A 13,988-nucleotide genomic window follows, 5' to 3' on the forward strand; every position below is an offset into this window, starting at 1 on the left:
ACGGTGCTCTCGCATGACGGCGACGCCTGATGCGCCGTTCTCCCGCGATTCAGGGCCTCTGGATGATCTGAGGACTTCTCCATGTTTCGAGTGATTCTCATCGGACTCGCCGTGGCTCTCATGAGCATGAGCGCCTGTCGCCGGAACGCGCCGCAGGAAGGGCGAGCTTCTTCTGACGCCCCTGCTGCTCCCTCCAACCGCGTGGACATTCCCGCGATGGTGCGCCAGAACCTGGGCATCACGTTCGCCAGAGTAGAACGGCGCGTCGTGTCGCGAACACTCCGCGTGCCGGGTCGCTTCGAACTGCTGCCCACCGCGCGGCGGGAGTACGTGGCGGCGATTCCCGGCCGGGTTGAGCTGCTCGTCAGCCAGTTCGATCGTGTCGAGGCGGGCACGCCGCTCTACCGCATCGACTCCCCCCGCTGGCGCGAGATGCAGCGTGAGCTGGCCGACGCTGAAGCCGCGCTGCGTCTGGCGCAGGCGGCGGCGGACAGCATTGACCCGTTGCTGGAGGCCCATGAGGCGCATCATGCCGAGATTGAAAAGGCGGTCGAGTTATGGAGCGCCCGCGTCGAGGCGCTGGAGCGGCTGCGGGCCGCCGGAGGCGCCCGGGGTGACGAGGTGTCCGCGGCGCTGGCGTCGCTGGCCGCCGCCCGATCCGACCTCGCCGAGACGCTGGAGAAGGAGGCGGAGCTGGACGCCAGGCGCAAGGTGTCGGCCGCCGCGCTTGACGCCGCGAACATGCGGCTGGTCTTTCTGCATGAAGCCGCCGCCACGATGACCGGCCTTTCCGCCGCCGAGCTTCGGGCGCTGTCGCCGTCCGGGCGGAACGACGAACCGCGCCCGCGATGGGCGACGCTCGACTCCATCGAAGTGCGGTCGCTCGCGCCCGGCGTCATCGAGCGTCTGGACGTGGTGTCAGGCGGCGTGGTGAACGAACACGCTCCCGTGCTTTCGATCGTGCAGCCGGAGCAGGTGCGCTTCCGCGCGGTGGGGCTGCAGAGCGACCTGCCGCGACTGACGGATGGCCAGCCCGCCACCGTGGTTCCGGCGCAGGAGCGCGTGCCCGGTCTGCGCAGCGACGCCCACGGTGGGGTCGTCACGGGAACGCTCACGATCGCGCCGACCGCCGATCCCGAGCGGCGCACCGTGGACCTGATTCTCACGCCCAGGACAGGCACGCCTCTGGCGGATGGGCCTTCCTGGGTCCGGGCCGGGGTCGCGGCATTCCTCGAGATCGTGACCCAGGGAAGCGGCGGTGAGGAACTGGCGATTCCCCTGCGATGCATCGTGCGCGACGGCACGCAGGCCATCATCTTCCGCCGCGACCCGGCCAACCCGGACAAGGTCATCCGCATGGAGGCGGACCTGGGGGTGGATGACGGACGCTGGGTGGTCATCCAGAGCGGCGTCGCCCAGGGCAACGAAGTGGTGCTGGACGGCGCGTACCAGCTGATGGTGGCCACCAGCGGCAACATCACCAGGGGCGGTCACTTCCACGCCGACGGAACCTTCCACGAGGGAGACGACTGAGCGAGCACGCTCGCGCGTACGACGTTCGGGCCTTCATCCATCGCGCAGTTCCGGAAGACGAACATGCTCAGGCACCTGATTTCATTCTCACTCAAACAGTCATCGCTGGTGCTGCTGGTCGCCGCCGCGATGCTGATCTACACGGTGATCCGGCTGCCCTCGATGCCGGTGGACGTGTTCCCCGAGCTCAACGCGCCCACGGTGGTGATCCTGACCGAAGCCGGCGGTCTGGCCGCGGACGAGGTGGAGCAGTACGTCACGTTCCCCCTGGAGTCGGCGGTGAACGGACTGCCGGGCGTGCGCCGCGTGCGTTCGGCCTCGGCCATCTCGCTTTCTCTCGTGTGGGTCGAGTTCGACTGGGGCACCGACATCTACCGGGCCCGTCAACTGGTGGGCGAGCGCATGGCGAGCGCGGCGGACGCCCTGCCGCCCGGCGTCGAACCGGTGATGACGCCGATCACCAGCATCACCGGCGAGATCATGCTGCTGGCCGTCTCCTCGCCCGACCGGAGCGTGAGCGACCTGGACCTGCGGGCCTACGCCGAGTTCGATCTGCGCAACAAGCTGCTGGCGATCCCGGGCGTGTCGCAGGTGTCGGCCATCGGCGGCGAACTGCCCGAGTACCAGATCAACGTGCGTCAGGACCACCTGTCGCTCTACGGATTGACCATCGCGGACGTCGCCGAGGCCGCCCGCAAGGCCCACAGCACGGCCAGCGCGGGCTACCTGACCGACGTGGATCGAGCCGAGATGCCGATGCGTCAGGCCGCCCGCGTCACCGGTGTGCGCGACATCGCTTCGACCATCGTGACCATGAAGGACGGACTTCCCATCACCATCGGCGAGGTCGCCGAGGTGACGCTGGGCGGGGCGCCCAAGCGCGGCACCGCGGCCAATCAGGGCGTGCCCGCGGTGGTGCTGACCATCCAGAAGTCGCCCGGCGTCAACACCCTCATGCTGACCAGGCGGATCGACGACGCCCTGGCGCAGATCGAACAATCCGCCCCCAAGGGCGTCTTCATCAACAAGGAGGTCTTCCGCCAGAGCCACTTCATCCAGCGCTCGGTGGACAACGTGACCAGGGTGCTCATCGAGGCCACGGTCATCGTAACGGTGATCCTGATTCTCTTCCTGCTCAACGTGCGGACGACGATCATCACGCTCACCGCGCTTCCGCTTTCGCTGGCCGCCACCCTGCTGGCCATGGACTGGCTGGGGCAGACCCTCAACGTGATGACGCTGGGAGGCCTGGCGGTGGCGATCGGCGTGCTGGTGGATGACGCGATCATCGACGTGGAGAACGTCCATCGACGCCTTCGTGAGAACGCCGCGTTGCCGAAGGACGCGAGGCAAGGCGTCGTGGAGACGATCTTCCGCGCCAGCAACGAGATCCGCCCGGCCATGGTGTTCGCCACGGTCATCATCGTGATCGTCTTCATCCCGCTCCTGTTCCTGGAAGGCATTGAGGGACGCTTTTTCGCGCCGCTGGCGGCGACGTACATGGTCTCGATCCTGGCCTCGCTGGTGGTCGCCCTGACGGTAACGCCCGCGATGTGCAAACTGCTGCTCCGCGGTGGAGCGGCCGCGGGACGCGCGAAGGCGGAACAAGAGCATGCTCACGGCGACGGCTTCCTGGTCCGCTGGCTCAAGCGGCGATACGAGCCGTCGCTGCGATGGTCGCTGAGGCATCGCGCGTTTGTGCTGGGCGCCGCGCTGGTCGCCACCATCGCATCACTGGCGCTGGCGCGCACGTTCGGCACCACGTTTCTGCCCGAGTTCCGCGAAGGGTCGCTCACGGTGTTCGTCTCATCGCCGCCCGGCACCTCCCTGGCCGAGAGCGACCGCGCCGCCATGGGAATCGAGCAGCGACTCATGGCGCTCGACGGCGTGCTCAGCGTCACGCGCCGCACCGGGCGCGCCGAACGCGACGAGCACGCCGAACCGGTGAGCAACAGCGAGATCGACATCATGCTCCGTCCCGGCGCCGACTACGCCGCCGTGCGACGGGGCGTCGCGGCCATCGCCCAGGCCGTCCCCGGCGTGACAGTGCAGATCGGCCAGCCCATCGAGCACCGACTGTCGCACATCCTTTCGGGTACGCCGGCGGCCATCGCCATCAACGTGTACGGCGAGGACCTGCCCACGCTGCGCGCCCTGGCGCGACGGATTGAGAACGAGCTGCGGACCATCCCCGGAGCGCGCGACGTGACCGCCAACCGCGAAGTCATGGTGACCAGCGTGCCCATTCGCTATCGGCACCAGGAACTTGCCGCCGCCGGACTGACGCCCGCGGACGCCGCCGAGCAGGTGCGGATGGCGCTGTACGGCGAGGAAGTCGCCCAGGTCAATCAGGGCGTGCGACGCTACTCGATGGTGGTGCGGCTCGACGCCGGCGAGCGCGAGCGAATCGAACAGGTGCAGGATCTGCTGCTGCGAGGAACGGCGGAGGACAACAAGCCCGGTCCCACCGTCCGCCTGCGCGACGTGGCTGACGTCGGTCCTGAGAAGACGCCCAACATCATCGCCCGCGAGAACGGGCAGCGCAAGGCCGTCATCTCCTGCAACGTCGCCGATGGGTACAACCTCGGCGACCTCGTCGAGCAGGTGAAGCAGCGCGTCGAGCCCATCGTGCATCGCGAGGGCTACCTCGTCGAGTTCGGCGGGCAGTTCGAGGCCCAGCAGTCGGCCAGCCGAACGCTGCTGGTCGCAGGCGTGGGCATCGCGATCGTCATGCTCATGCTGCTTCAGCTTTCCACGGGGTCGCTCCGAGTCGCGGCGCTGGTGATGGTCAACCTGCCCCTGGCGACCATCGGCGGCATCGCGGCGATCTTCATCACCGACTCGCTGATGCATGCCGGACTGGTGCGAAACACGCTCGCCCTGTTCGGGCTTGGCGCGTCGGTGTACCAGCCGCCCGTGCTGTCGATCGCCGGCATGGTTGGTTTCATCACGCTCTTCGGCATCGCGGTGCGAAACGGCATCCTGCTCGTCAACCACTACAGGCATCTGGCGGACGGGGGCGCGCCGATCGGCGAGGCGATCGTGCAGGGCTCGATGGAGCGGCTGTCGCCGATCCTGATGACCGCGCTCTGCGCCGCGCTGGGTCTGCTTCCGCTCGCCCTCGCCGCCGGCCAGCCCGGCAGCGAACTGCTCGCCCCCCTCGCCGTGGTCGTGCTCGGCGGACTGATCACCTCCACGCTTCTCAATCTCATCGTCGTTCCCGCGGGCTACGCGCTGCTGATGAGCGCCGTGAAGCCCGACACTCGTACATCCTCATGACCGCAACTGCATCGGAAGACCGCGATCAACATCGACCAGTAACCCGTTGACTCAAGGAGACGCAATATGTCCACGCTTCGACACACCACGCTTGCCGCACTCCTCGTCGTGCCGCTCACGATCCTCGGCTGCAATGGGAACGGCCACGACGACCACGACGGTCACGACCATGGCGCCGTCACAACCGGAGGGCGAGGGGACACCAACGCTCAGCACGACGGACACCATGGCGCGCCCGTGGCGCTGGGCACGACCGCCATCGGCCCGTTCGAGGTGCGCGCATCGCGCGACGAAGGCCGACTCACCCCCGGCGGCGATGCGCCCATCGACGCCTGGCTGACCGGCGACCTGACTCAGGTGGCGGCCGTGCGATTCTGGATCGGCGTCCAGGACGCGACCGGCTCCGTCAAGGCCCGCGCCGACATCGAGACCCCCGACCAGCCCAACCACTGGCACACGCACGTCGAACTGCCCAGCCCGATGCCCGACGAGGCGCGGCTGTGGGTCGAAATCGAACTGAAGAGCGGCGAAAAGGTCACCGGCTCGTTCCCGCTCAACCCAACCGGCTGACGACGGCGGCCCGGACCAATCCCGTGGCGCGTTCGCAACGGGAGTGGATGGGAATCGAACCCACCCGAAAACCGCATTGGCGCCATCGCCAAGCGGGGTCGTGCATGAAACGCGCTCACACAATGCGGCGAACGCGCCGCACGATGAGCGCCTCATCCGCGTCATCGACGCCTGGCCGACCCTGCCGGACGCACTCAAGGCCGCCGTTCTGGCGGTGGTTGCCTCCGCTGCAAGCACCGACACGCCACCGCAAGGGGGTGCGGCGTGAGGCGGGCAACCGGGGTGGCCCGGGAACGGAGCGACGCTTCATCCGCTGGCCTGTTCGATCACGAGCCCCTCGACGGCGTCGGCCCGTCGTCGTGGGCTCCCGTCCCCGCGCAGCCCAGCACTCGTAGGGGGGGAGTAGAGGGGGTTTCAGGGGGAGAGGAGGTCGCATCTCCCCCTGACTCATTGGTCCGACCTTCCTCATCCCCGCCCGCACCATGGGCGACGGCAGCACGCGGCGATCACCACACGGGCGGAACTTCCGCCCGTGTTCGTTTGATGCCAGCTCGCGCCCCATCGCGCACGACCGCGACAGCATGTGACGGACGATGCAGGGTGTCCGACCGGCGGGGCGAGGGCGGCGCAGCCGCCCCGCCCGCCGGTAGACTTGATCTGAGGGCAATAAACGGAAGTGGTGATGATGACCGGCTCGTCATCATCGGCTGCCGCTGCCGGATGTGGAACTGCCCGCATTGCGGCCCGGGGTACTGGGCGCGTGTCGGCGATCGCGTGAAGCCGCACCTGGCCATGTTCCATCGTCCGCGTCTGCTCACGCTGACCATCAACCGAAAGCATTTCCCTTCGGGTGAGGCGGCGTTCGAGTACATCAAGGCCAACGGGCTGATTCGTCGCCTGCTGCGGCTGATGGGGTTCCGGAAAGGGCTCTCGGTGTTGTCGTTCCATCCGAAGGCGCCGGAATGGCCGCACTGGCACATTCTCATCGACGTGGCGGATGTCGGATTCGTCGAGCTCAAACGAATGTGGCGCCTCTGGCGCGACAAGTGGGGCGTCGGCGGTTTCGACCTTCAGGTGAAGCGGCGACGGGGCGACGCGCTGCAGGCAGCCAGGTACGCGCTGCGTTACTGCCAGCACCAGGCGGGCACGCAGGTCGAGTGGGTTGAACGCCGCACGCGCCTGCCGCGGGCCTTCGAGGCCTACGGCGAGTTGCGAAGCGCGATGCGGCCGCGGTCACCTCTCAACCTCGACGACATGCCAGGCGTGGACGCCGGCGAGCATGCGCCGCGCGAACCCGTCGAAACCTCCTGTCCGATGCCTGAAGCTCCCGCGTCGCCTGAGCGGGCGGCCAGGCGGCGAGTCATGCGAACCGTGGCGGAACGCCTGACCGACTGCCGCAAGGGTGCTGTGGTCCTCCGCCGTCGCACGTGGCGCGGCTGCGGCCCCTCGTACACCTTCATCGGCCAGCTGCCCATCACGCCAGAGCGGCTCGCCCTGGCGGACAAGCTCGGCGAAGTCCGCACGGTCACCCTCGCCCGTCACGTCCGCCAGCTCGTCAATGGGGCGACGGTCCTCGACATCTCGGTGCCCATTCACGATGAGAAGGCCAAAGACCTCTACGGCCGGCTTCTCTCCATGGCGAACGCCATCGCGGATGCGGATCGGGCGATGGAGCGGACGCGATGCGATGTGCCGTTCTGAAGGCGAACAGTCGTGACCCCCACCCACCGCCCGGTATGGTATCTCTCTCGTCGCGGATTGGTCGCGGGCTGAGATCAGGTACACTATGACGGGGCCGGTGTGATCGGTACCGTCGGTCGCGGATTGGTCGCGGGCTGAGATCAGGTACACTAGGGGGCCCGCCGCGACGGCAGCGTACTCGGTCGCGGATTGGTCGCGGGCTGAGATCAGGTACACTTCAATCAGTGCGCCGATCACGACCACCCAGTCGCGGATTGGTCGCGGGCTGAGATCAGGTACACTTAGCAGTCGGTGGCAGACTTGCCGATACCAGTCGCGGATTGGTCGCGGGCTGAGATCAGGTACACTTGGTACAACGCCAAAGCCGCACCGCACATGTCGCGGATTGGTCGCGGGCTGAGATCAGGTACACTGTCAAGAAGACGGGCGGGCGATCGGTGACGTCGCGGATTGGTCGCGGGCTGAGATCAGGTACACTCGAGGCGGTCCGGGCTGTCATCAACGACGTGTCGCGGATTGGTCGCGGGCTGAGATCAGGTACACTTCTCTGGATGCCATGATTGCCTCCGGACAGTCGCGGATTGGTCGCGGGCTGAGATCAGGTACACTTCCAGCACGCACGATTCCTTCACGACATTGTCGCGGATTGGTCGCGGGCTGAGATCAGGTACACTGCGGAATCGGTTGACCCCATCCTCGAACTTGTCGCGGATTGGTCGCGGGCTGAGATCAGGTACACTCGTACCACTCATCGGGAATCTTCCAGCCCCGTCGCGGATTGGTCGCGGGCTGAGATCAGGTACACTCCAGCAAGACACAGCCGGCGCTTCCGCCTGTCGCGGATTGGTCGCGGGCTGAGATCAGGTACACTACCTCGCGCCCAACCGACTGCCAGAAAAGGAGTTACCCAGGAAACACCGCTAGAAAAGTTCCAGCTGCTTCGGGGCCTGTTCGGGGGCGGTGCGCCGTTTTCCCCAGAAAACACGCATCCGCTCGAACTGCTTGTCCGTGATTGTGATGATGCGGACCTCGCCGTCCGGCGGGATGTGTTTCTGCACCCGCTGGATGTGGACATCGGCGTTCTCCTCACTGGCGCAGTGGCGGATATACACTGAAAACTGCATCTTGGCGAAGCCGTCCTGCAGCAGGAACTTCCGAAACAGGGCGTACTGGCGGCGGGCCGCCTTGGTATCCACCGGAAGATCGAACATCGTCACAACCCACATGCAGCGGTACCCACTGACGATCATGGCGCCTCGCCCCCCTCGATCGGCGGCAGCATCGGCACGCATAGCCCGTCCGTCACGTCACGGAGGCACTTGAGGAACGACACGACCATTCGCTGGACGGCGACCATGAGCGGTCCGGTTTCACCCCCCGTGGCGACCGGCTCACCCAGCACCTGCAGGATGCCCGCCTTGGTGGGCTGGTTGAGTTCGCGGCGGGCGTGGATCACATACAACTGACGGACCCGGCGATCGACGATCGGCCGCAGCGGCTCCACCAGGTCATCCGCCAGGCAGAAGGGGTTGGAGCGGCTGGAGTGGTGGATGCCGATGGCGGGCAGCAGCCCGGCCCCGATGATCGCCCGCGCCACGCTGGCCCGCAATACCGCGTAGCCGTAGTTCAGCATCACGTTGAGCGGGTCGGTCCCGTCAGGGTCGCGCCGGAATCGTTGGGCGTCCATCCCCGTCGGCTGACACTTCTCCGTCTTGCGGGCGACGCCCTCGATCGCCTCCGCCGCCAGCCAGGCGGACCAGTAGACCTTGGCCGCCTGGGCCTCCATGTTGGTCGGGTCGCCCGAGCGCACGTCGCGGGCCATTTCCAACAGGCGCGAGCGCGTATCACCACGCGGGAGATTCCCGGCCTGGGCGCGAATCTTGGCCTGCACGATCTGCCGCCAGAGTTGCTTTCGCAACGGACGGGAGACGCCCAGCTGGTCGTTGATTCGCCAGACGACCTCGTTGTGATCCGCCAGCGGCAGCAGCACCGCCGCGGGCAGGTGATCCCGGCCGCACACCACGAGAACGCCGCCATGCTCCGCGATGCGAGCCAGGGCATGATGCGAATAGGTGCACTGGCTGTGATCGACCACCAGGATGCCCAGGTCTTCACAGGGGATCGAGCTTGTCCCGACGCCCTCGGGGACATCGTGCGGCTGGATGAGCAACTGGTCGAGGCGAACCGACAGGTGGGCTGGCTTCTGGGAAATCTCAACGGTGCGCTTGATCATGACCGACCCCCGGAACCGCGCGCGACAGCCGCACTGGCGCGTCATCGGCGACTGGCGAGGCGGACTTGAGCGAGTTCAGGTGCGGATCAATCGTTGGCCCATCGAATGCGGCCTATTGGATCGACGATGATCTTTCGACCCTTGAGACTCGAGGGGGTCTTACCTTCATCATCACGTTGTGCAGATTGCCGGGCATCTCGGGCATCTACAATGTGAACTCGCTTCTGCGTGGAGACCAGCGTCGAGACGATGACAGGTCGAACCGAGCCGCGGAACTCGGCAAGGAGCATGTCCCCCGGAGAAAGTGACATGATGAACTTGGCGTCAGGTCGCTCCGGATGAACACGACTGATAATCGGCTCTCCTTCGCGCTTCCGCCTCACCGCTTCGAGCAAGGTGACGTACACAGCATCGCGACGAATCTTCGCGCGTTCATCCTGATACTCGAAAATACACGCGTGATGAAGTCGTCCGGGCTTCACGCACGCGCTGCCGCCACGAATCGGCTGGATCGTTAGATCGCGGCGGATCAGACGAACCTTCTTGATCGGAACGCCCGACTTCATCTTCAGCGGTTCCTGCCACACTTCTTTCGGGATCGTTTGTCCCTTGATCCTCTCCGAGAATCGCTCCACGCGAGACTTGACCAGTGCTCGAATCGACTCATCGCGAATATCGTCGATCATGGATACCGTCAGCGACTCGATCGGTTTCCTTACTGCAAATTCACCAGATTGGGACGTCGGTCCATAGATAGTTTCTTCGTGAAGCGCCCCCTTGACTCGTCTGCGGGGTCGGTGGGAGACATTGATCGCGTTTACTGCCGCCTCGACATCCGTCCGGAAGTTCTCCCACGGCTCATCAAGCACTTCGCCCGTGGTCTCTGTTCCGCCCTGACGCCGAACCCGTGCCAGATTCTGCAGCCGTGAACGATCCGTCAAAGCGACGACGATGGCATCGACCGCATGATGCCGGTGATCGTCTCGATTCTTGAGATCAAGGTCATCGTGACGAAGAACCGAGTTCAAGCCCCAATGGCGCCGAAGCTCCGCCGTGTGTACGCCGTTGATGCAGAGAATCTCGGTTCCAAGACACTCAAGGTACTGATGCACCTGTGTGGTGATGTACGTCGTGTCCACGAACTGACGGGCGAAGAACGAATCCAGCGATACCTCACGATCACGAAACCGGCGGGCCTTCGGGTAAGGCAGGCGGTTCGATCGCTGCAGAATGGATTCGTACTTCGCGGGGTTGCTTTCTGCAAGCCACTCATGCGGGGTGCGATCTCTCTTTTCTGCGTTCTCCCTCCGGAAGCACAGCACTCGATTCATCATCGAGTTGTCGAGCGAACGGGAGTAGGGCAGGATGTGGTCCACGTCCACTTCCCCGCCGAAGAGTTGCGCCTGGCTGATCGGGCGACCGGAGTAAATGCACTCCCGATGCTGCTCGGTCCAAAGAAGGTACCGTTCGATCGATTCGCGGGTGACGGGAACATGCCATTCTCGCAGACGCTCGGCCGCCTCATCCCTTCGCGCTTCGTTCTCACGCATCTCGCGAGTCTTCCGGGCTCTGGTCGCCTCGCTTCCCTTGGCTTCCCTGGCCAACTCGAGTCGGATTCGATTCGGCCTTCCGTACTCGCGGATGATGGCGTTGACGACCTTCCGAACTTCGTGCAGCGCGGCACGGACGATTGGATTGGTGATCTCCGGCGGTTCGGGCAGCCAGTCGCACTGGTTGATGACGCGCTGGTCGGGTCTGAGATAACCCGCTTCGGAAAGCGCTGACGGCGTGCCGTCTTTGGTCATCAGCAATAGCCCACGCTCCAAGTGCGGCAGGAGTTGCTCGATCGCAGTGACGCACAATGAGCTGTATCCCTTCGACTCCTTTCCTTCAAGATCGGTGTCGAGGAGTTCCTCCGCCGCCTCCTCGCTCAGTCCCCACTCTGTCACTGCCCGGTGTCGAACGACCTCCTCGGTCGCGTGAAGTAGTGTCCGAACGATGCGGTTCTTCTCGTCCTCAGTTCGATCATGCCACGCCTTTCCAAAGAGCGACTTGGCGCTGAGGATTGCATCGGTGGGCATGCCGAGCAGTTTGGAGCGATCACCTCGTTCCAGGTTGAACCGAATGGACTCGGGCCAATCGAGTTTCTTGCTGAACATCTTCCGGATCTGGTCAAAGGTCCGTTCCTTCGCGACCCGGAGATACTCGATCAAGAGCGCCCGCTCATGGCTTTCGAGGGCTCGCTCCTCACCTGTGGTGGTATCAAGAATGCGGAGATTATTCACCTCCTGGAGCAGTCGGAATCGTTGCGCGGCACGATCGGCCCTCGGACACCTCTTCTCACGCGGATGGAGTTCGCATCGCCCGATCACAGACTTGGGCCAGTACATCGGCCGCTGGAAAAAGATGATGCCGTGGAGGCCGAATCGCTGAAGGAGTGATCGCCCTTTGCGTGCTGGCGGGTCGGGCTCCTTCGGAAAGCTCTGTCTGCCTGCATCGCCGTACTTCAGTTGATCGGTCAGCAGTTGTGGGTGATGGACATGCTGACGATCCCAAAGCAGATCGAACTCCCTCTCGTACATGTCGCGACGGGTGTGGTGGCCCCGCACGCGCTCACGGGGGTTTCCGGCGCGAATAGAGGCGAAATGCTGGCCAAGGGTTTCGTGTCCTGCCTCCTCGATGCTGGCTGCGAGCGAACTGATCTCGTTGAGGAGCTCTGAGGTTTCCTTCCTGCGCTTTCGATCCTCCCGGCGATTGGACAAGAACCCACGACGCTGATTCAGGTGGATGAGAATGCGACCGAACTCGAACGGCACCAGCGCCTCAGTGAGCGCACGTCGGCGGAGCACATACGGATCGAGCGCATCGAGACGCCCCTGCTCAGCGGGCTCGGCTGGGTACAGCCCCGCTTCGACAAGGGCCGCCCGTAACGCCTTCTTTCTGCGGGCTCGGCGGGCGATCTGGCGGCGCATCCCGCGGGCGATGCGACGCTGTTCGTTCTTGGGATGCTCCGCTCCCTGCTGGTCGCGATCAACCCCCTCAGGAAAGACGCGAACCCCGGTGGCGACGATCCTGCCTTCTTCCTCATCGACCAACGCCCAGCCGATGGACGTGGGACCGAGGTCGAGGCCAAGTGTCATCGTGGACATGGGTTTCCCCTTTTGGGTTGGACGTCTCGTGAATCAGACGATATCCTTCCGTTAATGCGGATGGCGGGACTCGAACCCGCAAAAACCTTTGGGAGGTAAGCGGTTTTGGAAACCGCCGCGTTTTCCAGTTTCGCCACACCCGCATCCATGCTGCGGAGCCCGATGGGCTTCGCAGTGGCGAGCTGATTTTACCCTCCACGGCTTGCCTGTCAACGACATGCCTGTTATTCTTCGTCATGGCCCTATGGCCTGAATCACGCCCAGCGCCGACGATGTCGCAACGAAACGACGAGTCGACGGCAAGCCGTGGGTCGCGGATTGGTCGGGGGCTGAGATCGGGTGCTATCTGCTTGCGATCGAATCCTGTGTCCTTGAGCTTCGCATTGACGGGAGGTGTGCATCGGGGATAATGCAAAGTACCTGTTCTCAGCCCGCGAATGCTTTTCGCGACAAGAAGAAACATTCGCAGGCAACAGCCCTACGGGGCTGCCGACCGCAATGCCTAACGGCAGGGCGGTCTTTTTCTTGGAAGCATCTGGTGGTCAGGGCAGCAACTCCCCCTTGTTCGCCCGGCATTTCCACTGCATCGGGATGGGCTACACTGATGAAAGTCAAGGATGCGATTCGACTCATCGAGCAGGAGGGCTGGCGGCTGCATCGGACGCGGGGCAGCCATCATCAGTTCAAACACCCGACGCGGCCGGGCAAGGTCACGGTGCCCGGCAACCTGAACGATGATCTGTCGCCGGGGACATGGAACAGCATCCGCAAGCAGGCGGGACTCGCCAGGTGATCGCCATGAAGAAGCACGAGTTGACCTATGCCGTCGTGATCGAGAATGCGGGGGCGAACTTCAGCGCCTACGTGCCGGACCTTCCCGGCTGCGTGTCCACCGGCAGGACGGTCGATGAGACCCTGCGGAACATCCGGGAGGCGATCGAGTTCCACCTGGAAGGGCTCCTGGAGGATGGCGACCCGATCCCGAGGCCGACCGCGATCGGACGTGAAGTTCACATTCAGATCGCGGCCTGAGCCGCCACGGCCCGTCGCCTGTCCGGCTGGCTCACCGGTTCTGGCCTGAAGAGACGACTTGACACAATGGTATGATATGGTGTATGCTGGTAGCACCATGGCCCGAAAGACCGCCATCAACATCACCATCGACGCCGATCTCCTCAAGCGGATCGACGATGCCGCGGACAAGCGCGGCGACTCGCGCTCCGCGATCATCGAGCGGTTCTGCCGCAATGAGATCGGACAGGAGGAGGAGTTCCTCCACGAACTCGAAAGTCCGGTCTTCCGGGCCATCTATGACGCCATGTCGAAGCGTCCCGAGATCATCCGCGCAATCTCGGCGGTGATGGGCGAGCATATCGACCTGACTGCGGCGAGGGCCAAGGCGGAGCGGCTGCGTGAACAGACGCGGCGAGGCAAGGCGAGGCAGCACAACAAGGGCGGCGAAGCGGATGGCGTTCATCCGAAGCCCGCCTGATTCTCATTCGTATTTTCTGGTGATTCGTCAT

Annotated in this window: 10 protein-coding genes, 1 tRNA gene and 1 CRISPR repeat array; of the genes, 7 read left to right on the forward strand and 4 right to left on the reverse strand. The window is 64.7% G+C overall.

Annotated elements, in window-relative coordinates; translation table 11 throughout:
- Positions 1-81: 81 nt before the first annotated feature.
- The 4 genes from HRU76_03340 to HRU76_03355 all read left to right on the forward strand — a co-directional run bounded on the left by HRU76_03340 (position 82) and on the right by HRU76_03355 (position 7,083).
- Complete coding sequence (locus HRU76_03340) at positions 82-1,533, forward strand: efflux RND transporter periplasmic adaptor subunit (protein ID QOJ16680.1); 1,452 nt, start codon at positions 82-84, stop codon at positions 1,531-1,533.
- A gap of 63 nt (positions 1,534-1,596) precedes the next feature.
- The gene (locus HRU76_03345) at positions 1,597-4,812 is read left to right on the forward strand and encodes an efflux RND transporter permease subunit (protein ID QOJ16681.1); all 3,216 of its coding nucleotides are present in this window, start codon (positions 1,597-1,599) and stop codon (positions 4,810-4,812) included.
- A 66-nt stretch (positions 4,813-4,878) separates the two neighbouring features.
- Positions 4,879-5,382 carry a hypothetical protein gene (locus HRU76_03350; GenBank protein ID QOJ16682.1) on the forward strand — a complete coding sequence of 168 codons (504 nt, stop codon included), beginning with the start codon at positions 4,879-4,881 and terminating at the stop codon, positions 5,380-5,382.
- Between the two features lie 600 nt (positions 5,383-5,982).
- The gene (locus HRU76_03355; protein QOJ16683.1) at positions 5,983-7,083 is read left to right on the forward strand and encodes a hypothetical protein; all 1,101 of its coding nucleotides are present in this window, start codon (positions 5,983-5,985) and stop codon (positions 7,081-7,083) included.
- A gap of 49 nt (positions 7,084-7,132) precedes the next feature.
- Positions 7,133-7,954: a CRISPR direct-repeat array (repeat unit 36 nt; unit sequence GTCGCGGATTGGTCGCGGGCTGAGATCAGGTACACT).
- A gap of 49 nt (positions 7,955-8,003) precedes the next feature.
- Here the strand turns inward: HRU76_03355 and cas2 are convergent.
- The 4 genes from cas2 to HRU76_03375 all read right to left on the reverse strand — a co-directional run bounded on the left by cas2 (position 8,004) and on the right by HRU76_03375 (position 12,608).
- Positions 8,004-8,309, reverse strand: a complete 306-nt coding sequence (cas2, locus tag HRU76_03360) for a CRISPR-associated endonuclease Cas2 (protein QOJ19079.1) — start codon at positions 8,307-8,309, stop codon at positions 8,004-8,006.
- A 20-nt stretch (positions 8,310-8,329) separates the two neighbouring features.
- On the reverse strand, positions 8,330-9,316 hold the full coding sequence (cas1, locus tag HRU76_03365) for a type II CRISPR-associated endonuclease Cas1 (GenBank protein QOJ16684.1): 987 nt from the start codon (positions 9,314-9,316) through the stop codon (positions 8,330-8,332).
- A gap of 86 nt (positions 9,317-9,402) precedes the next feature.
- Positions 9,403-12,465 (reverse strand): type II CRISPR RNA-guided endonuclease Cas9, encoded by a 3,063-nt coding sequence (gene cas9, locus HRU76_03370; protein ID QOJ16685.1) that lies wholly within the window; start codon positions 12,463-12,465, stop codon positions 9,403-9,405.
- A gap of 55 nt (positions 12,466-12,520) precedes the next feature.
- Positions 12,521-12,608, reverse strand: a tRNA-Trp gene (locus tag HRU76_03375).
- Positions 12,609-13,069: 461 nt separating this feature from the next.
- Here HRU76_03375 and HRU76_03380 point away from each other — a divergent pair.
- From HRU76_03380 to HRU76_03390, 3 genes are all read left to right on the forward strand, one after another.
- Positions 13,070-13,258, forward strand: coding sequence for a type II toxin-antitoxin system HicA family toxin (locus HRU76_03380; protein ID QOJ16686.1), 189 nt, complete (start codon positions 13,070-13,072; stop codon positions 13,256-13,258).
- A 20-nt stretch (positions 13,259-13,278) separates the two neighbouring features.
- Positions 13,279-13,497 carry a type II toxin-antitoxin system HicB family antitoxin gene (locus tag HRU76_03385; protein ID QOJ19080.1) on the forward strand — a complete coding sequence of 73 codons (219 nt, stop codon included), beginning with the start codon at positions 13,279-13,281 and terminating at the stop codon, positions 13,495-13,497.
- 97 nt (positions 13,498-13,594) lie between these two features.
- Complete coding sequence (locus HRU76_03390; GenBank protein QOJ16687.1) at positions 13,595-13,957, forward strand: ribbon-helix-helix protein, CopG family; 363 nt, start codon at positions 13,595-13,597, stop codon at positions 13,955-13,957.
- Positions 13,958-13,988: the final 31 nt, after the last annotated feature.

The organism is Phycisphaeraceae bacterium, from assembly GCA_015709595.1.
Taxonomy (GTDB): Bacteria; Planctomycetota; Phycisphaerae; order Phycisphaerales; family SM1A02; genus CAADGA01.